Source organism: Ignavibacteriales bacterium (assembly GCA_015709675.1).
Lineage (GTDB): Bacteria > Bacteroidota > Ignavibacteria > Ignavibacteriales > Ignavibacteriaceae > H2-BAC3.
Window position 1 is genome coordinate 3,848,394 of sequence record CP054182.1, and the last position, 20,430, is coordinate 3,868,823.

General features: G+C 45.9%; 12 protein-coding genes. 4 read left to right on the forward strand and 8 right to left on the reverse strand.

What is annotated here, in order from left to right:
* Positions 1 to 4 precede the first annotated feature (4 nt).
* A complete protein-coding gene (locus HRU80_15160) occupies positions 5 to 697 on the forward strand; it encodes a ribonuclease H-like domain-containing protein (protein ID QOJ30135.1) in 693 nt (230 codons plus the stop codon).
* A 95-nt stretch (positions 698 to 792) separates the two neighbouring features.
* On the opposite strand, the gene HRU80_15165 is transcribed toward HRU80_15160, so the two are convergent.
* The 7 genes from HRU80_15165 to HRU80_15195 all read right to left on the reverse strand — a co-directional run bounded on the left by HRU80_15165 (position 793) and on the right by HRU80_15195 (position 13,447).
* A complete protein-coding gene (locus HRU80_15165; GenBank protein QOJ30136.1) occupies positions 793 to 1,656 on the reverse strand; it encodes a WG repeat-containing protein in 864 nt (287 codons plus the stop codon).
* Positions 1,657 to 2,108: 452 nt separating this feature from the next.
* On the reverse strand, positions 2,109 to 3,626 hold the full coding sequence (locus tag HRU80_15170; protein ID QOJ30137.1) for a T9SS type A sorting domain-containing protein: 1,518 nt from the start codon (positions 3,624 to 3,626) through the stop codon (positions 2,109 to 2,111).
* Between the two features lie 57 nt (positions 3,627 to 3,683).
* Entirely contained in the window at positions 3,684 to 4,691 is a 1,008-nt protein-coding gene (locus HRU80_15175; GenBank protein QOJ30138.1) for a PorV/PorQ family protein, read from the reverse strand.
* A 19-nt stretch (positions 4,692 to 4,710) separates the two neighbouring features.
* The gene (locus tag HRU80_15180; GenBank protein ID QOJ30139.1) at positions 4,711 to 8,262 is read right to left on the reverse strand and encodes a hypothetical protein; all 3,552 of its coding nucleotides are present in this window, start codon (positions 8,260 to 8,262) and stop codon (positions 4,711 to 4,713) included.
* Between the two features lie 24 nt (positions 8,263 to 8,286).
* Positions 8,287 to 11,040, reverse strand: coding sequence for a TonB-dependent receptor (locus tag HRU80_15185; protein ID QOJ30140.1), 2,754 nt, complete (start codon positions 11,038 to 11,040; stop codon positions 8,287 to 8,289).
* A gap of 22 nt (positions 11,041 to 11,062) precedes the next feature.
* Complete coding sequence (locus HRU80_15190; protein QOJ30141.1) at positions 11,063 to 12,139, reverse strand: hypothetical protein; 1,077 nt, start codon at positions 12,137 to 12,139, stop codon at positions 11,063 to 11,065.
* Positions 12,140 to 12,556: 417 nt separating this feature from the next.
* Positions 12,557 to 13,447: a DUF72 domain-containing protein gene (locus HRU80_15195; protein QOJ30142.1), complete on the reverse strand. Its 891-nt coding sequence runs from the start codon at positions 13,445 to 13,447 to the stop codon at positions 12,557 to 12,559.
* Between the two features lie 237 nt (positions 13,448 to 13,684).
* Here HRU80_15195 and HRU80_15200 point away from each other — a divergent pair, with 237 nt between their 5' ends.
* The 3 genes from HRU80_15200 to HRU80_15210 all read left to right on the forward strand — a co-directional run bounded on the left by HRU80_15200 (position 13,685) and on the right by HRU80_15210 (position 17,911).
* On the forward strand, positions 13,685 to 15,007 hold the full coding sequence (locus tag HRU80_15200) for an insulinase family protein (GenBank protein QOJ30143.1): 1,323 nt from the start codon (positions 13,685 to 13,687) through the stop codon (positions 15,005 to 15,007).
* A gap of 15 nt (positions 15,008 to 15,022) precedes the next feature.
* Positions 15,023 to 17,086, forward strand: a complete 2,064-nt coding sequence (locus HRU80_15205; GenBank protein QOJ30144.1) for an insulinase family protein — start codon at positions 15,023 to 15,025, stop codon at positions 17,084 to 17,086.
* Between the two features lie 210 nt (positions 17,087 to 17,296).
* Positions 17,297 to 17,911 carry an HAD family phosphatase gene (locus tag HRU80_15210; protein ID QOJ30145.1) on the forward strand — a complete coding sequence of 205 codons (615 nt, stop codon included), beginning with the start codon at positions 17,297 to 17,299 and terminating at the stop codon, positions 17,909 to 17,911.
* A gap of 51 nt (positions 17,912 to 17,962) precedes the next feature.
* Here HRU80_15210 and HRU80_15215 read toward each other — a convergent pair whose 3' ends face one another.
* A complete protein-coding gene (locus tag HRU80_15215; GenBank protein QOJ30146.1) occupies positions 17,963 to 20,401 on the reverse strand; it encodes a T9SS type A sorting domain-containing protein in 2,439 nt (812 codons plus the stop codon).
* Positions 20,402 to 20,430 lie beyond the last annotated feature (29 nt).

The window sequence follows — 20,430 nt, forward strand, 5'->3', positions numbered from 1 at the left end:
AACGATGCGCAGAGCCGTTATTGACATAGAAACCGCCGGATACAATTTTGAAGAGCTCTCAGAAAGCCAGCAGGAGTATATACTCCGGGACGCAATGAAGGAGAGGGATGAAACGCTCAGAGAACAGAAGTCCGAAGAGGCGAAAAAATGGCTCAGCTTATACCCCCTTTCAAGCCGGTGCGTGGTTATCGGGATACGGGATATTGATCACGGAGTCTCATATATATATTATGAATCGCCCGAACTGAAGGAGTTTACTGAAGAAGAGACTGGATATAAATACAAAGGACTCCCCGAAAAGGAGATGCTTGAGTCTTTCTGGAAATTTATCAAAAATTTTAATCAGATTATAACCTTTAATGGCAGGGGTTTTGACCTCCCTTTCCTGATGGTCAGATCTGCCGTTCTCCGTGTAAAACCAAGCCGTAACTTTGTCGGCAACCGCTACGATTCCTCCTCCCACATTGACCTTCTTGAGCAGTTCAGTTTTTACGGACTGACCAAACGATTCAATATGGATTTCTACTGCCATGCATTCGGTATTGAGACTCCAAAAAGCAAAGAGATATCAGGGAATAATGTTAAGGAGTTTTATGACAGAGGGGATGTTATGGAGATAGCAAAATATAATGCCCGCGATCTGATTGCCACGGAAGAACTTTACCGTGTGTGGAATGAATATCTGAATCTCAGGTAATTCAAACTTTTCTGAGAACCGGGGTTCTGCCTTCCGGCAGAACCCCACTTTAACTTTATCGTATTATTCTGTTCCGAATACCTGCCGGACAGAATTCATTTCAGTCTGAGAACCGTCTCTCCCTGCATGTTTATATATTCGTATCCGGAAGCGGTTTCCACAAATGCGTAACCGTCACGGAACATAGCATGCCGGTAATATCTGAAGGGAATTACCGTTTCGCCTTTCTGATTAATGAAGCCCCATAAACCTTCTTCATTTTTTACTGATGCAAGCCCGCCGTAAAAATTATGTGCTCCGTTATATTTCTGTTCAATAACCAATTCACCCTTGGCATTAATGAATCCCCACTTATCGCCTGTGCGTACAGCGGCAAGTCCTTCATTAAATGCATACACCCGGTTATAGTCGCCTGTAATGACTGTTTTTCCGGCAAGGTTCATGAAACCGGCCTTATCGGCATAGCTTTTCTGGAAGCCAAAGAGACCATCACCAACCCCGGTGATATCCTGAAACTGCGGTTCAATGACAAACTTGCCTGTTTTATCAATAATGCCCCACATACCTTTTTTTTGCGCATGGGCATAGCCGCCCCTAAATTCATAACAAAGCTGATATTGAGGCTCAATGACAAATTTTCCTGATTTATCAATGTAGCCCCATTTTCCGTTTTTCATCACTCGGGCAAGTCCCTCTGAAAATTCATCCGCCGCGTCAAACTGGAGCGGAATTACGAATTTATTCTTCTTATCAATGAAGCCATATTTTCCATCCTTGCTTACAGCAGCAAGTCCTTCGGAAAAATATCCGGCAAAAGAGTATTCCGGTTTTATTACCCACTCCCCTTTTGCGTTCTGATAACCGGCTTTGCCCTCCTCCATAGCCATAAAATAGAAAATCTCAGGCTTCTGGGCGGAAATCATGACGCTTAAAAACAAAACAATAAGAATGGCTTTCATGGCAGAGTCCTTTTCTTTCTGAATTATACCGGGTAAAATAGTAAAATGTTTCAAATCAATGTGCAATGAACAATTTACAATGTACAATTGACAAAGATATTTAGTATAGGGGATTGTCCCGGCGTCTTAGCTTTATGAGGCGAACTTATTCTTCCCCAATGGCACGCAGGTTTTACCGATGCTTCGCAGCGCGGATTTTGACGGATTAGAAGATTTCTAAGTCTACTCTGATTATTTTTGGAGTAAGCAGACAGAGAAGAAACCAATTAATGTCACCCTTTCGGGGTTAAATGTATAACCTTCTAAATTTACTACAGTAATTTCATCCCTTCGGGATTAATCACATATATAAGACATATTCACAATTCACAATTCACAATTCACAATTCACAATTAAAAAAGGGCGATCCTTTTTCAAGAACCGCCCTTTTAGAAAGGTTAAGTAATGTGAATTACTTTAAGAGCATCATCTTTTTGGTTACTGAGTAGTCACCAACGCTCAGGGTGTAGAAATAAACACCTGAGTTCAGTTTTGATGCGTCAAATGAAGCAGTATATCCGCCCTTAAGCTGGAAGTTTTCAACCAGTGTTGCAACTTCCTGTCCGATCAGGTTATATACCTTCAGAGAAACGATTCCGTCAACAGGGATGGAATAGCTGATCTTGGTTGAAGGGTTGAACGGATTAGGATAGTTCTGGCCGAGTGAGAATTCGCCCGGGGTGAATACGGTTTCATCTTCCTTAACTGAGGTCAGGAAGTCACCGAAGATATTATACAGTTCTGCATAGGTAATATCAAGCGCGAGGAAGAAAAGGTGGTTTTCACCGAATCCGCCTTCGTTATCAAGCGGTGTTGTGCCGCCGTTAGCAGTATCATAACCAGGATAAGCAACTGCATATTTATATTCGATAGCACCTGCGCCTAAGCCGGTCCAGAATACAACGGTATCTGACCAGATTTTGTCGCCTGCAACTTTATCACCGTCAATACCTGCATCGTTAAGAACGCGCATGTAACCGGCAGTGGTATCAGCAGCAACCCAGTTTCCAGCCCAGTTTCCGATAGGAGCTGAGCCGCCTTTTAAACCAACCCACTGAACTGAATTTGGATCAATGTTCTGGCCATTCAATTTGTTAACGAGCGGTCCGGACATATTAACCTGGAAGAGCGCGGTAACATTCTGAGTAAGATTTCCGGTAACCGGGAAAATTCTCGGAACGATTGGTTCCAGATCAAGTGTGGTGCCGTCAGCAACATACGTTAACCATCTGTCTGAACCAGTTTCCCAGCCAGTGTTGGTGAAGCGTGCGTCAGGGAAAGCTTTGAATTTCCACTTTGTTGAGTCACCAAGAGCGCCTTTGTAGGTCATGCTGGTGGTGAAAATTCTCGGAGTGAGAGGATCTTCAAACAGTCTTCTTTCGCCGCTGATAACGGTTCCGAGACCATCCCAGTCAAGACCCATAACAAGGAGGGAGTCCTGTGCGGGATCGAAACGGCCAACGCCGGTTCCATAGATGGTGCTGAGATCAGCAGTAAAATTTGCTGTATTGGTAACCAGAACAACAGTGGTGTATGCGGAATCATTATTGAACCAGTAAACCGGAAGGGTCTGGGTTCCTGATGCAGCAAGAGTAAATGTTCTGTTATCAACACCTTCCCATCCGTCAGGTCCTTTTACGAATTTGAATTCGTAGTTGGTACCGGCGAATGTAGCAGGAATGACAGCATCAACGGTATATACCGTATCAGCGTCAGCATCAGCCATTTTGAAGTTCCAGCCAGACCAGTTGCTGCCGCCATTGGCGGAATTTTCCTGGAAGCTTCCGCGAACTGTTATGGAATCAGATGCAGGAACATAGAACCCTTTGAACACCTGAGCGCCCAGATCAACACGGAAAGTCACTGTAACGTTCTGCGCGAATACAGTGCTCACCGCCATAAGGGCAATAAGAGTGAACAGTTTTTTCATTTTTACCTCGTTTTAGATTGTGGTTTTTTATTTTTCATATCTTACGGTTTCAATCAATTAAAAACCGATTGATAACGAAACTTTTGAAATATCTTTAAATCGTTTGTAATCAGCGTAGCTGTAATCAATCCGTGCTGAAAAAGAACCAAAGTCGTACTTAAATCCGACACCTGCGTTCAGCCCTTCCTCTGCCTCTTCAGATTTGAGCAGGGAGTTATAACCGGCCCGCAAGGAGACCATATTACTCCAGGTAACTTCTCCGCCGAGATTAAGATAGGCAGTGTGATTGTTGGGATAGACAGCATCGGTAGCAACTTCAAATCTGAAATCATCTGTTACAGCGAAATCATACCCTAAACCAACAGTAAACACCAGCGGCAGAGTCCAGTAATCTGTATTCAGTGTCGCGGTAATTTTTTCATTATTACCAGTATTGGCGGGGTCAACATCCACCGGCTGGTAGAGGTCTTTTCCGTCAAGTTTCATTTCAGTTCCAAAGTTAGCTATATTCATTCCAATTTTCAAGCCAGGAAGCTGGGTATAAAAGAGAAGCCCGACATCCAGCGCGAATGCTGAAGCTGATTCATTCCATATCTGCTGGCGGATGTATTTCAACGTTCCGCCGATGGAGAACCTGTCGGTCAGGTTTCTGGAGTAGGATACACCAAGGGCAATATCCTGAGCTTTCCAGCGCTGGCCGGTGCCGTTTGGCTGTTCCGGAGTGGTTATCTCTTCATCACCGTAGTCAAGCTGATTCACGCTGATACCGAAAGCATCATCCACACCGCGGAATACAAGCCCTGCCCAGTTATAATTGGTGCCGACGAGCCAGTCAGAATAAGACACATTAAACTCACTCCGCTCCAGCCGTGAGATTCCTCCCACGTTCCAGAAGAGTGAGGTTGCATCGTTTGCCACTGCAACAAATGCCCCTCCCATTCCGGCGGCTTTTGAGCCAACCGGAACGGTAAGAAAATTAGCAGCGGTTGTACCGACTTTCGTCTGGCCGAACAGAGCCGCAGTCCCCAGTATTACGATCATACTAATATATTGTAATGTTTTCATTATTATCTCCGTTCTGCCGTTACTTTATGATAGCAAGTTTACCATACTTCTTAGCGCTCACTCCTTCTGCTTCAACCACATAGAAGTAAACACCGTAGGCAACATCAAGACCCTCCTTGGTACGGAGATCCCAGGTGAGGGAGCCGTCAAGAAGGTCGCCGTCATGCTCAATCGTCCTGATATGCGCGCCTGCTGAAGTATATATATAGACTCTGCTCTTCGGAGGCAGATTAATGAAGTTGATTATGCGCTCGCCTCTTCCGCGAATCTGGGTAGGCAGCGGTTCTTCGAAGACGTTGGTAACCACGTAGGGGTTCGGCACTGCTTTCACGCGCTCCATCTGCTCATTTGCATTAGCGGCGTCATAGCCCGGTATATCCGAATTAAAGACGAAGCGGTCAGAAGCAGTGAACGGCTTGAAGAAGGAAATAATCAGCGTATCTCCTCCCTTGGCCACATAGGCAGCGGTATCAAGGAACGCAAAACGCCATCCGATACGGTCACCTTCTTTGGTAGCCACAACAACTGCATCACCGTCGGAAAGAGTATCCCTCTTGGATGTTGATGTTTCCGTCATCACAAATTTCAGCTGGACCGGATTTGCACGGTCTGTTACATCAAAAATCTTAAAGTTTATCGCGGTCTTTTTCGGAATGGTTCTTCCGAAGAGGGTGCGCAGATCATTTGATGAATCAGCATACGTATCTGAGAAGACAAAAGCCAGATCAACCGGAGGCTTCACACCGTATATATTACGCACCGGATCCTCATACCGGGAAGCGGTAAAGCCGAGGCGTTTGGTAGTATCAGCAATCGGGTTGTTTATCTTCCAGGCGGTTCTGCTCATATCCAGACGGATTGAGTCAGGTGACTGATACGAAGTATCAAAGGAGATTCTCACACCGTTGAATATATCTCCATTTGAGGGGAAGAGCCGGTTTACACCGCTCAGAATCTGAAGACCGGAGAGTGAATCCTTTACACTGTATGCATAAGCGGTTCTCACACCGTTCCTGAGTGAATCAAGGAACGAAACTACATACAGAGTTTTAGAAAGTTTAAAGGGATCAACCACTTCAAAATAAGGAGTGGCCGTGGAGAATCCGCCGACGCGGTCAAGCTGCACGCCGCTTGCAGGAGGAACATAACCAAGGACAGGAGCATTCGGCGTTATCGCAACGGTGTTTATATCCGTCTGAATATTGCCGAGAGCATCTTTTGCCACAAAGCGGGTGTTCTCTGAAGGGAATACATCTGATTCAGCTTTGCCGCGGTCATAAGCAACAACAGCGTAGTAATAGGTTTTACCGTTAATTACATCGGTATCAACAAATGAATTCTGAACACCGGTTTCGTTGCCAAGGTAGAACGGCGCACCGCTGGTAAGATCATAGAGCGCGGCGCCTGAAAGGAAGTAGCCGTATATACCGTTCTTCAGGTCAAACTGAGCGATCGGACGGTAAAATACTTTCTGTCCGGTTCCGTCTGAAATCTGCAGAGCGTCTGAAAAATCAGGATCGGTTCCTTTATATATCTTGTATCCTTCAAAGTCTTTTTCCTTAAGTGAAGGATCAAGTGAGTTTTCCGCAACGCGGTCCCAATAGAGGGTAACCTGACCGTCACCGGGAACTGCCGTAATAGTCGGTTTTTCAGGCGGACGCGGGAAGTTATAATTCGCGTTATAGATAATCTGCGCGATTCTCTTTGTTTTCAGAACTCCTCTGAAGTCGTCTCCAAATGCAAGAGCGAGTGAGAAACGCTCTGTCTGTCCCGGCAGCAGCGGAAAATAACCTGAACCGTACATAAAGTCACCGTCCTCACCGCGGATAGCAACGTTATTAACGATACTTTCAGGAACCTTGAAGAATCCGGGTTTCAGATTCTTCCACATATCTTCTTCATTAGACATGGTAATTGCATTCGAAGGTACATAGTACCAGAATGAAGTAAGACCTAACTGATCTGATTCATCCACATCGAGTGCATCAAAGTTTGGTTCACCAGGTGTTGGAACTCCGTCCCCTTCACCGGCATCACCGGTACCCGGCTGACCATCCGCGCCAACGTCATCATACTGCGCCGTCCAGTCCTGATCGTTGTCAATCAGGTCATCACGTTTTTCATCAAGCATCTTGTCATTAAGGCCAAGGCTTGCGATGTAATCTTTATACTGAACCGGATTAGTTGTGTCAAACAGAACGGTTCCGTTATCGGCACGTTTGAACTGCCGGTAGTGAACGATATAGTTTTCGTCGATCAGACCGTCAAGATCGTTATCAATACCATCAGTAGCATCCTTGCCCAGATCACCCTGCGTATTGATTGCGCCTTCACGCAGAGCCGTCACACCGGGCTGCAGGAAGAAAGGCACACCCATTGATACCACAGTAACGGTATCATTGGGCATTGTGAATGTTGTGCGGGCAAACGTAGCTTTATCAATCAGGATCAGCTTGTCCCCTGCAGTAATGGTTTTAGAATTATAATCGTTACCGGTAAAATATGGAGCTGAAAGCGGGAAAAGCTTTCTGTTATCAGCATCATTATCCACCCCGTCGTAGGGATTACCCGGTGACTCAAGGAATGCGTATGCTATATATCCGACTTTTGAAGGATCCGGCTGCCACTTCGGATTATCTGAAGCGCGTACTCTGCCTTCAAAATCCCAGGTGTAGGTAATTGCTTCGCGGACATCGAAGAATGACACGTCATCATTCCATTCGCTTCCGTCAATACCGACATAGGTTCCGATTACGGTACCAAATACGGTCTGATCGTATGTTTCAGTTCCGTCATTCTTTATATTATACAACCAGAAGACCACATCCTGCGCCAGAAAGTTTGACCATTGCAGGCCTCTTACGGCAACCTGAAGCGCCTGACCGCGGCGGGTAGTGTCGTTCATATCAGGATAGTAGCCATGGCGGTTATACATTTTTTCATCATTAAAATCATCCATCCAGAAATAGCTTTCCTGGTCGGCGTTTAACTGTGCACGGCCGAAGTAACCATTCCAGTCAACAGCAGGAGTAACATCAACACCGTTTACGATGATTGGTTTGCCTGAGTAGGTCCAGGTCGGGCGGTCAGGCCAAACCGGGGGCCAGGTTTCGGGCTGATGGCTCATAGCAACACCTTTCCCGGTTGCCTGAAGAGTCGGGTTTGCAAATCCCGGAATCGGTTCAAAACCAAGGAATTTACCTCCCTGTGCAAAGTCACCGCCGCCGGGGCGTTCTACAGGAGTAATTACCACAGATACAACCGTATCACCGGCATCTGCTATTCCGTTTTTATTCCAGTCTTTTATAGGAAGACGCACACCCACAACAGGTGAAACGTCACCCACATAACCGTTATCATCGTAGCGCCAAGAACCGCGCGGACCCTGTGAACCGGGCTGCGCAATTACGCCATAATTTGAGAATACGGTTCTGACCTGGTTTCCTCTGTGAACACCAACTTTTCTGAATGAGCTGGTTCCGCGGGCCGTGACCCGCTCCTGCGCAATCAGTTCACCGAAGGTCAGCATAAGCACTGCCGCGGTGAGTATATATATCTTAAAATTTCTCATTTGTCTTTTCCGTTTATTTCAATCTTAAAAGAATAACGTTGCACCAAATTCAATTCTCCGGGGCTCGGAGTAGTTGGTCGGAACGCGGTACCACTCATCAAGCGTGTTAACGATGACCGGAAGATTCTGCTGGCGTCTGAGGAATTCCTCAACCGTAAAGTCAGCCGTTCCGCTGTCACCATACACATTCACCTCATTGCGGATATCAAAGAGGTTATAGATTCTGGTAAAGAAGCTGATTTTGTAGGTATCCATGATCTTAAAATCATAATACGCGCGGAAATCCGCGTTTACATACGTCGGCTTTGTTTCGCTGTTAGTCAGCAGGGTTGAGAGATTAATTGACTGATTCGGTGTATACGGGAAACCGCTGCCGTAATTGCCAATCATGCTGAGGCCCCAGTTTTCAGCAGCATAGGAGAATGTAACGTTAATCGTGTGTGTCTGATCCTGATTCAGGCGGATAAGCTGAATCTCAGGAAGCGCTCCGCCAACCAGCGCGTTTCTGGTAGCCGCAGGATCGGACGCGTTGCCTTTTGCAGACTGCAGTGTATAATCAATTGTACCGGACCATCCGTCGGAGAAACGTTTGGTCAGAGTAAAGACGATTCCTTTTACAAAACCGAAGTCTGAGTTAACAAACTGGCTGTAACGTCCTGAACCGCCGAAGAGGGTAATTTCATCAGCACGGGTGCCTGCCAGATCGCGTATATCACGGAAGTAGGCAGTCAGGTCAATTGATATATCATCGGTGATTGCCTGCTGAACGCCGACTTCACCGCTGATGGTTCCCTGAGGCCTGAGATCTGAGTTGCCTGCAATACCGAGGTTTCCTGTTCCCTGTCCGAACTTAAATTCAGGATTGGTATATAACAGGTCAAACGGCGGAATCTGGAAGAAGTAGCCGTAGGAGAAGTGAATCACTCCGCGGTCGGTTATCGGGAATGCAACACCAAGGCGAGGGCTGAGCTGGCTTTTTGTACTGGCATCCTTATACCAGTATGTCTGTCTTTCAGCAAGAGTCTTCGCGATGTTCGCCGGATTGAGCGGGTTGTATATATTCGGGTCAGAAGGATCAACCAGCAGCTTGCCGTCAGGCATGAACATATCATAGCGGAGACCGATATTAATAATGAGCTCGCTCAGCTCAATTTTATCCTGCAGATAGGCTGAGAACTCAACCGGGTTGCGGGTATAAATATCAATCGCAAGATTTTCTGCCGGATTGTTGATATCCGGAACACGCAGGGTAACATACGGGTTGCGGGTATCCTTCGGTGAACCAATACCGTCCGGCTGTATCAGATTCACGTTATCAAAGCTGAGATTGTGGCGGTTAAACTCCACACCGGCTTTAACCTGATGAATCTGTGTAACCTGTGAGGTTATATCAAACTTAACACCGTAGGTACCGGTTGTTCTTTTGAAATGTGATGACTGTGTTCCGCCGGTTCTGAAGCTGGGAACATCAGCAGGTGACTGGCCAAGCAGTTCATTATGCGTGTATTTAGGATCGTTATAATCCTCATAGACGTACTGTCTGAATCTCTTAAAGAAGTAGCTCAGGTTAAGCTGATAGAATGTGCTTGAACCAAGTGTATGAGTCATGCCGAGAATGTTGGTATGACCGGTTCTGAATTTCTTAAAGTCACCATCAGGATTATATGCGAAACTATGATCATAATCACGGTATTCCACATCATCAATCATATAGTTATAGGTAAGCTTGATCTCCGGGATAACACGGTATGTCAGCTTGCCCTGTCCGTAGACTTTCTGGTTCCAGTTCATCGGGACTATTTCACCGTCTCCGGTTTTTTGAATATCGTATCTGTTTTCAAGAGGAACTGAGGCACCAAGGTTGGTGGTGATATCCCACGGATTAAACACCCGTTTGCCGTTCAGCCATCCGCCGAAGTATACATAGCGGAAATTCCCGTAGAAGTAGAGACTGTTCGGAATAATCGGGCCGCTTAAGGATCCTTCAAAGTTGTGAATTGAGAGGGGATCAAAATCATCTATTGCGCGGAAGATATCCGTACGGTCGCTGTAATAGTCGCCAAAGTATGTGGTGACATTTCCTTCAAAGGTGTTTTTACCATCTTTTGTCGCGATGTTTACATAACCTGAAAGCGCTTTTCCGTATTCGGCGTTAAAAGCTCCTGACACGAACTGCAGTTCCTGAATAGAGTTTGCGTTTACATCAACAACGGTACCGCCGTCATAGACGTCTGTTACCGGCACACCGTCAATAGCGTAAACAACTTCACCGCTTCTGCCGCCTCGGACTGAATTACCGACCACTCCGGCTTTAAGACCCAGCACCTCCTGAAATTCAGTAACCGGCAGGGCTGCAATATCATCAGCGCCGACAATGGCGGTTGACGCGGTTAAGTCCTTGGTCACCAGCGGTTTTGTTGCAACAACCACAACTTCATCCTTCAGGGTCAGGGAAGTTTCGCTGAGAACAAAATCAATTTTGGATGTCAGGTCAATTGAAACGCGCACACCGGAAACGCTCTGCGAGTTATATCCGATTGCGGATGCTTTAATGGTATAGGTACCGGGCGCTACATTGAGGATGTTGTAATAACCATCCAGATCAGTTGCCGCACCCTGTGTTGTGCCTTCAATTATCACATTGACAAATGGCAATGCTTCGTTAGTTACTTTATCGGTCACCCTTCCTGAAACCTTGCCTGACTGGGCAGCCAGGTCAGCAGTCAGAAGAGCTACCAGAAAAAATAACGGTAATATATACCGTAATCTTTTCAGCATGATTCCTCCGGATCGACTATAGTCAATTTATTTGGTAGATTGTAGTTTTAACATAATTTTCAACGGCAAACAATGTTCTGCCGAAGATAAAAATTTCCATGCGTGAGTCTTTGCCCGCGCTTATGCCGTCAGCCTTCCGGATTGCTCCGGATGCTGTATCGTAGATAAAAAATTCATTGCCCGCACCGGTAACCGCGGTGAGCAGAGTCTTCGTCTCATCCAGGGTATATACACCGGTTACAGCTTTCACGCTGCCGGGCAGCGGAGAAGCAAATGATGAACCATCTCTGCCGGTTATTTTACCCTGCCGTGTTATAAAGCGGTCAGGTGTAAGCATATATATCGCGGGTTCAGCGAGCGTGATGCTTTCGGTAAAATCAGTGTTCATCAGGCGTGTCTCAGGATATACCCCCGACTCAGATTCTCTGTTGACCGAAAGAAGCAGCTGACCGCCTGCTTCATCAAATCCTGAAAGAGTAGATCCTTTCAGTCTTACAGACTGTATATTGCCGTCAGCAGGAGTATAGGTAAACAGGACAATATTTTCTCCTGCATCATCACGGCCAAGAATATTAGATGCACCGGTGACCGAAGCGCTTCCGGCTTTCAGGAAGAAGGTGCGCTCCATAGTAAATTCTGCATTTTCAACCACAGCAGTTTCTGTAATGCTGCCCCGCAGATCTGAGCTGAGTATCATTCTGAGCGGTTCAAATGAGTAGATCACACCGTTATCATCAACAGCAAACAAAGGATGAGGGAGATCAAAGGAAGCAGTGATATCTTTGGTATAAATAAGACCTGATGAGCGGCTTACCAGAAAGAGTGATACGGGGTAGTCTGACTTGTCTGGCTGAAATCCGAAATTGAGCAAAAGGAAAAAAGTGCCTGAGGGGGACGGAATAATCTTCTTAACTCCGGTAAGCTGCTGTGTAATTTTACCGGACACGGGGTGATTAACGGTAAGTCTGTCATCAGAGGCAATAATTTCCATTCCGCCAGAGGAAATATACGCTCCGGCAGCCTCCTTTACCCGGGAAAAATCCTGAGGAAAGATCCCCCCTATAATTATTGCAAACAGAACCAAGAACCGATTAACCATGAAAACCTGACATTCTCACTACCATCGAAATATTTTTAATAAAAATCCTTACAAGATAGCTATTTAGATTCAATTTTCATTAAAAAATCTGAGCTGAGAGTAAAGTAAACCCTGGCAGACAACCCTCATAAACCCTTATTCTTAAATAACTTAAGAAAATGATTGGTAAAGTTAAGAAACTAAGGGGAGGAAGAATTATAAATTACTGTCGAGCTATCAAAGAGGCAGCTTCAGCAAAACCACACTCTCTGCCTTTTCACTGTTTTATCAGGATATTTTCCTTCTCAGAGGGGAAACTTAATCCCAAAATCTTCCTTACATAAAGAAAACTTCTGAACAATATTGTCCCTAACGGAAGGAAACTGCTCAGGGATTAGCGGCAACAAATGCATTCCCCTGCGGTTGAATTCTTTGGGCCTAAACGTCTTTGCGCGATTCGTTAGGGGGCAACAGATTCATCTCTTCCCCCATTAACTCGTTTATCCGGTCAATCGTCAGCGGGGCTGAGCCCTCATAGTGGTTGTTAACATTCAGGTAAATCTCCGTCTCCCGGGAGAGGAGAATCCGGATGGCATTCACCACTTTCTGCAGGTCATCATTTTTTGGCAGCACAATCTGATTCCACTTCTTTCCGGTGAGTTCCTCAATCCCCTCCCGGTCAGGTCCGTGAAGCCGGATGACCATTTTTTTGAAACTGTGGGTAAAGGGTTTGGCAAGCGTCTCATAAACCGGCGGCATATAATAACCGTGAATCAGTACCGGAATCAGCTTCTGTTTCGCAAGAAATTCAAAGAATGACTTATTCAGGTAATTTGGGTTTCTGATTTCGACAGCATACTCATAACCGGAGGGTATCGTCTCAATAAATGCCCCAAACCGCTCCTGAAACTCTGCCTGTGAAGGCATCTTTTGCTTATTAAGATACTCAAACTGAAACATCAGTGGTCCGAGTTTTCCTTTCATCGGATCCAGGGTCTTTAGAAAAGACTCCATTAATTCCGGCGACAGGAAATGGGGATTTTCCACCAGCGGAGCTTTACCCCTCGAGTAAAAATGTGTGAGGGTAATGCTGTTAGGAATTTTAATGGTAAACCGGAAATCATCTGGCACTGACTCAGTGTAACCCACCACATCTTTTTCTCTGGGAAGAGAAACCGATTCCGGCCCGTGAAGAGACCAGAACCACTGGTCAATTTCCACGGTGGGATATTTCCGTGAATACTCTGTTAAATAATTTTTGACTCCGGGGCTGTAAACCAGACCGGTCCAGGAATCATATTTCCAGCTGCAGGTGCCTGTTTTGAGCATGGTGGTAGTTGAAAATAAATTAAAAGGACTTTAAGGACACTAATGACTTTAAGGACAAAAACCTTTATAAAATTTAAATAAAATCTTGTAAAAGTTTTAGAAATACTTTTGAAGTAAACTCAGAAACCTGAACTTCGTCTCACTTAAACCGTTCCTCACTTTTCCCCTGCGGCTCCAGCGGGTTTTTGGTATTTTGGGCAATTATTTTATTTTTTTCCACAAATGCACTGCTCTGTCATGAAAACTAAATCTGCTCTGCTGTTGCTGCTTCTGTCAATCACTCTGGCGGCACAGTCAAAGAAAATTGAATTCACCGAATATGATCTGCCAAACGGGCTGCATGTTATCCTCCATCAGGATAATTCAACCCCCATCGTTGCAGTCACCATCACCTACCACGTCGGGTCAAAAAACGAAGATCCAAAACGGACCGGCTTTGCCCACTTCTTCGAACATCTGATGTTTGAAGGAACAGCCAACATCAAGCGGGGACAGATTGACTCCCTCGTGCAGAATGCCGGAGGACAGCTTAATGCTTCAACCGATTTTGATGCAACACGCTATTTTCTGCTGCTCCCCTCCAACCAGCTTGAACTGGGGCTGTGGATTGAATCGGAGCGGCTGCTTCACGCAAAGATTGACTCCTCCGGAGTTGAAACCCAGCGCGCTGTTGTAAAAGAAGAACGCCGTGAGCGGATTGACAATCAGCCCTACGGAAGTTTCCTTGAGCAGACGTTCTCCCACGCATATCAGGTGCATCCATACCGCTGGACTCCTATCGGATCATTCCAGTATATAGATGAAGCAACCATCGAGGAATTCAGAGATTTCTACAAAACTTTTTATGTTCCCAACAACGCAGTACTCTCCATTGCGGGTGACATTGATATAGAGAAAACCAAAAAACTCATTGAAAAATACTTTGGTGAAATACCCCGGGGCACCAAAGATATACCACGTCCGAAGGAAGTTGAGCCAAAGAAAACCGCTGAAGTCCGCGACACTGTGTATGACAAGATTCAGCTTCCCGCGGTTATTCAGGCGTATCACATCCCTGCAATGGGAACTGCTGATTTTTATGCACTAAATATGCTGACTACCCTGCTCTCCTCCGGACAGAGTTCACGATTATATAAAGAACTGGTTGATAATACCCAGTTATCCGTATCAACCGGATCATTCCCCTTTGCTCTTGAGCATCCGGGGCTGTTTGTGATCTACTCCATAGCCAACATGGGTAAAACCGCCGATCAGAATGAGGAAGCGGTAAACCGGGAGGTGAAAAAAGTTCAGGATGAAATGATTTCAGAAGATGAATTCATCAAACTGCGGAACCAGATTGAAACCAGTTTCATTGGTGATAAGCAGCGCGTTCAGGGAATCGCGGAAGCGTTAGCCCAGTATTATCTATTCTTCCGTAACAGCAATCTGATAAATACCGATCTGGATCAGTATCTGAGAGTCACCCGTGAGGATATACAGCGAGTGGCGCGGGAATACCTTACCCCTGAAAACAGAGTTACCCTTTATTATCTGCCAAAACCGGCGGGAAAGCAATAAGAGGAGAATGATATTATGAAAACGCTATTATATATTTTTATTGTACTGAGTATTGCACTCTATCCGCAGGTTGACAGAACCAAACCTCCCGTTCCGGGTCCGGCTCCCGAAATAAAAATCGGGAGTTATGAAAAATTTGAACTGAAAAACGGACTGAAAGTCTTTGTCGTGAAAAATGACAAACTGCCGGTCATTTCCGTTTCCCTTTCCCTGGATATAGACCCAATCCTCGAGAAGGATAAAACCGGATATATATCAGCAGCGGGCATGCTGCTGCGAACCGGCACAAAAAACCGGAGCAAGGACCGTCTGGATGAGGAGATTGACAAAATCGGTGCGACGATTTCCACCTCCTCCGGCGGTGTTTACGGCTATGCACTCAAGAAACATGCTGAAACGCTGTTTGATCTGATATCTGATATTACCATCAACGCAAATTTCACGCAGCAGGAACTCGCCAAGATTAAGCAGATGATGCAGTCCAATCTTGCCGCTTCGCTGGAAGAACCGGATGCCATTGCCGACCGTGTAATGAAAAAACTCTATTACGGCGAAGGTCACCCGTATGCTGAGTATGAAACTGCAGAGTCGGTAGATAAATTCACCCTTGATGACTGTAAATCATTTTATGAAACCTATTTCCGCCCGCAGACCGGATATATGGCAATCGTGGGAGACATAACTCTTGCTGAAGCTAAAAAGCTCGCAGAAAAATATTTCGCGCAATGGCAGAAAAAGGATGTTCCGAAACATACCTACAAAGCACCCGAACCTCCGAAGAGTCCGGTTATCGCGATTGTTAACCGGGACAATGCAGTACAGACCAATATCCTTGTCGGTCATCCTGTACAGCTTTCGATGAACAGTCCCGATGTTATCAAGGCACGTGTAACAAACACCATCCTTGGAGGAGGCACCTTCCGCTTATTCCTTAATCTTCGTGAAAAGAACGGCTGGACCTACGGTGCTTATTCATCACTCAACAATGACCGGCTTGTCGGAAGTTTTGCTGCATCCGCGAATGTCCGGAATGAAGTCACTGACAGCGCCATTACTGAGATTCTGAATGAGATGAAACGTATCGGCAAGGAACCGGTACCAGAAAAAGAACTGCAGATGGTCAAGAATTATATCAGCGGATCGTTCGCCATATCACTTGAGAGTCCGCAGACGGTAGCCAATTTTGCTATCAACACCGAGCGGTATAAGCTGTCCAAGGATTATTTCCGCAATTACCTGAAATCCGTCGCGGCAGTCAAGCCGGCGGATATATCAGCTGCTGCAAAAAAGTATATCCTTGCTGACCGCTCTTACATCATTCTGGTTGGAAAAGCAGATGAGATACTTGAGAAGGTTCAAAAATTCTCCACCGCTCCGGTACTCTTCTACGATGAACTGGGCAACCGCATTGAAAAAACGAAACCCGCCGGTGACGAAGCAGTCCTTACCGGCGAGGATATTATCCGTAAATATATACAGGCAATCGGCGGTGCGGACAATATCATGAAGGTTCAGGATAAAACCGTGATGATGCAGGCAAAGATTCAGAACTATGACATAAGCGCCGTAATCTATCAGAAGGCGCCGGATAAGATGCTGCAGAAATTCACCTTTGCCGGGATGGATCAGGTAATTGTGTATGACGGTGAAAAAGCATTTCAGAAGAGCATGATGGGAGAAGAGGAACTCACCGGTGACAATCTGGAAATGATGCAGTTTGAAGCAGGTCTGCACAACATACTGCGCCTTAGCGATCTTGGCGTAACCATCGAAAACAAAGGTCTGGATAAAGCCGGCGGAAAAGATGCATGGAAGATAGAAATTACAATGAAAGGCGGGGCTGTTATCCGTCACTTTTACGATAAGGAAACCGGTTTAAGACTTCGTGAAGAAAGAACAGTTGACTCCCCCCAGGGAAAGATTACGCAGTCAACCGACCTGAGCGATTACAAGGAAGTAAACGGCGTGCTTTATCCCCATCTGATGAAACAAAACGCAGGCGGAATGACCCTTGAACTGAAGATTACGGCAATTCAGATTAACGCGGGAATTGCTGATTCAGTATTCAAAGTCAACTAATGAAGAATGAAGAATTAAAAATTTCTGATCCGTGGGAATCCGTGTTGCGAGGCATCCATATATTCTGCTGAGTCGCAATAGAAGAAATTTAAGTATTATATAATCTTTCGTAGAGACACGCCGCGGCGTGTCTCTACACTGTTTATTGAATTTTTAATCCTCTTCGCTGACTTTGCTTTTAAATTATCCCGGCATAAAAAATTAAAATTGATGATTATGAGTAGATATAAAGTTATAGTTTTTGATCTCGGCAATGTTCTGATTCCCTTTGACCATACTCTTGCCGCAAAAAGATTTGAGGCAGTCGCAACGGGGATGGGAGAACGGTATATGAATTTTTTCCGGGAGCATTATGATGTCCACCGTGCATTTGAGCGGGGGGATATGTCCCGAAAGGATTTCATTTCTTTCTGCCTTAATCTGCTTGACCAGAAGACTGACCCGGAAACATTCTGCAGATACATATCAGAGATTTTTACTGTGAATGAAGATGTGACAGCACTTCTTCCTGAACTGAAAAAACGGTACCGGTTAGTGCTTCTTTCCAACACCAATGATATCCATCATGAATTCGGCTGGCAGCATTACCCGTTTCTGCGGAACTTTGAAAAGCTGATTCTTTCTCATGAAGTGAACGCAGTAAAGCCGGAAGATAAAATTTATAAGGCGGTTGAAGCATATACACAGGAAGCACCTTCCTCACATATCTTTATAGATGATATTGCTGAATATGCTGAAGGTGCCCGGAGACAGGGGTGGGATGCCATACAGTTCACGGGATATGATAATCTCGTAAAAGAACTGCGCTCAAGGGGAATAATTTAAAATAAACAGGGGAAGGCATCTGCCTTCCCCGTGTCCGGAAGAGATTCCGTGTTATTTCATCAGATTCATTTTTCCGTAAAGCGCGTTACCCGCAGAATTCTGCAGTTTGTAGAGATATATTCCGGATGAAAGTCCTGCCGCGTTAAACTCAACCGTATGATTTCCGGCATCCAGTTTGCCTGAGAGCAGCACAGCCACTTCATTACCCAGGATATCATAAACCTTCAGAGATATATTATCACTCTGCGGAAGAGCAAAACTTATCATCGTTGAAGGGTTAAAAGGATTCGGATAGTTCTGGTAGAGAGCAAATTCAGACGGCATTCCGACATTCACCTCAATTACCTGAGAAAACTCATAACTTCCGTCAAAGTCAATTTGTTTCAGGCGGTAAGAATATATACCATTCACCGCGCTGTTATCGGTAAAACGGTACGCTTTTGCGGATACCGTTGTTCCTGAACCGCGGACTGAACCAATAACTGACCACTCTTCATTTCCGCTTCTGCGCTGAATTTCAAAACGGGCGTTGTTTGTTTCGGTGGCAGTTGTCCAGTCGAGAATAACTTTACCATCAGCAGCCGACGCCGTAAACGAAGTCAGCTCAACCGGAATATTTCCGCTGAACAGTCCTTTAATAATATTTGCACGGGAGCCTACTGCATACAGTCCGCCATTGCGGATGTCTGCTGAATAAAATGTTGCATTTGACGGGGCTTGCGTATATGGTATCCAGGTGGTACCTGCATCCGAAGTGAAGAGGACTTCACCAACCGAACCGAGAACAAATCCGACACTGTCATTAAAGAACTTCACCGTGTAAAGAGTCGCAGTGGAATTTGAAGTCTGGGTCGTCCAGGTTGTACCGCCGTTGCTGGTCATGACAATTCTTCCGGAAGAGCCGACCAGATAACCAAACTGCGGGGAGGGGAAATCCATTGCATAGAGCGTTGTTGTTGTGGGGTTCAGGTTAACCCAGGTTGCTCCGCCGTCTGTAGAGCGGTATGTTTTTCCGCTTGTTCCGGTTGCAATTAGATCAGAAGCGCTGAAGAGTTCAATGTCGTATATAGCGGTAGTACCGTGAGGATCAGGGAGTGCTGTCCAGGTAGCGCCTCCATCAGTGGTCTTCAGTATATCACCGCCGGAAGTGGCAACATATCCGGTCATTTCATCCCAGAATTGTGTAGTATTTATAACCGTGGTCGTGCTGGTAATGGGGAGAGTCTGCTGGGTCCAGGTTGTACCGCCATCCGTGGTTTTAAACACGCCTGAATTTCCCCGTGTGGAAACATACCCTGTCTGTGTATTAAGGAAGTTTCCGCTGTATACCCGGAACTTTGGATTAAAAGGAAGCTGCGTCCAGTTCATACCGCCATCGTTGGTCACAAAAACAACACCAAGACTGTCACCAGCAGTACCTGAACCGCCGGTTGCAAAACCGAACTGATCATTTACGAAAGCGATTTCCCGCAGTTCTTCACGGTTAAGAGAAGTTCCGAGTATATTCCATGTTGCGCCGGAGTTATTAGAAAGCACTGCAAGACCGGCCTCGCAGACTGCAAGCACCGATACCGCTGATTTTGGTCCGGCTGCAAGATTTCCGCCAAGTGCAAGACCATAAACGTTTGATGTAGGAGCCGCACCAATGAAACTGGGGGTCCAGACTGTTCCCTGGTCGGTTGTTACATAAACATTACCGTCAGCTCCTGCCGCGAATCCAAGACTATCTGTTGCAAATTTGATTTCATAAAAGGTACCTGTTCCGTAATCCACAGGAGACCAGGTAGCACCGCCATCCGTGGTTTTGTTGATCGCATAGAGTGCATCACCAACAAATCCAATCTGCGGATTTACAAAATAGATGGCACGAACGGTACCGGTAGCTGTATATCCGGAAACTGCGCTCCAGGTAGCGCCGCCATCTGTGGTGCGGATGAGCCGGCCGGGAGTTGCCGAGCCAGTACCGGCATAAACGGTATCAGCATTCAGAGCGTGGATTTTATATACCAGTACAGAAGTTGTGCCGCCGATAACCTGTTCGCTCCAGGTAGCACCGCCGTCGGTAGTTTTAAGAAGTTTTCCGCTTGAACCTCCGATATATCCAAGGTTTTCGTTAACGAAGTCAACATACCAGATATTTGAGGTCAGATTAGTGGTAAGCTGCGCCCAGGTTGCACCTCCGTCCGTAGTTTTCATGGCGAGACCTGCAGTACCGACTGCATACCCGACATTGTCATTTACGAAGTCTGCTTCATAGATACTTCTGTTTCCGGCAACGGTGTCCGGTCTGAGCAGTGTCCAGCTGCTTCCTCCGTCAGTGGAGATACTGACAATGCCTGCGTCACTAAAGGTGAGTATTTTGCCTCCGCTCAGTATCACCGCGTCATTCAGGTGATTTCCGTGCGGTTTGGGATGCAGCCACTGCCAGTCAACGAACTGGGCCTGAAGCATTCCCGCGGTTAAGAAAAGAAAAAGAACAAGTTTTTTCATAGAGCACCTCTCTATATATATTATGATTG

Excerpts from the sequence above, each read along its gene's own strand:
- HRU80_15200 (QOJ30143.1), top strand. The coding sequence starts at position 13,685 with ATGAAAACTAAATCTGCTCTGCTGTTGCTGCTTCTGTCAATCACTCTG.
- HRU80_15185 (QOJ30140.1), bottom strand. The coding sequence starts at position 11,040 with ATGCTGAAAAGATTACGGTATATATTACCGTTATTTTTTCTGGTAGCT.
- HRU80_15170 (QOJ30137.1), bottom strand. The coding sequence starts at position 3,626 with ATGAAAAAACTGTTCACTCTTATTGCCCTTATGGCGGTGAGCACTGTA.
- HRU80_15195 (QOJ30142.1), bottom strand. The coding sequence starts at position 13,447 with ATGCTCAAAACAGGCACCTGCAGCTGGAAATATGATTCCTGGACCGGT.
- HRU80_15205 (QOJ30144.1), top strand. The coding sequence starts at position 15,023 with ATGAAAACGCTATTATATATTTTTATTGTACTGAGTATTGCACTCTAT.
- HRU80_15190 (QOJ30141.1), bottom strand. The coding sequence starts at position 12,139 with ATGGTTAATCGGTTCTTGGTTCTGTTTGCAATAATTATAGGGGGGATC.
- HRU80_15180 (QOJ30139.1), bottom strand. The coding sequence starts at position 8,262 with ATGAGAAATTTTAAGATATATATACTCACCGCGGCAGTGCTTATGCTG.
- HRU80_15215 (QOJ30146.1), bottom strand. The coding sequence starts at position 20,401 with ATGAAAAAACTTGTTCTTTTTCTTTTCTTAACCGCGGGAATGCTTCAG.
- HRU80_15175 (QOJ30138.1), bottom strand. The coding sequence starts at position 4,691 with ATGAAAACATTACAATATATTAGTATGATCGTAATACTGGGGACTGCG.
- HRU80_15165 (QOJ30136.1), bottom strand. The coding sequence starts at position 1,656 with ATGAAAGCCATTCTTATTGTTTTGTTTTTAAGCGTCATGATTTCCGCC.
- HRU80_15210 (QOJ30145.1), top strand. The coding sequence starts at position 17,297 with ATGATTATGAGTAGATATAAAGTTATAGTTTTTGATCTCGGCAATGTT.
- HRU80_15160 (QOJ30135.1), top strand. The coding sequence starts at position 5 with ATGCGCAGAGCCGTTATTGACATAGAAACCGCCGGATACAATTTTGAA.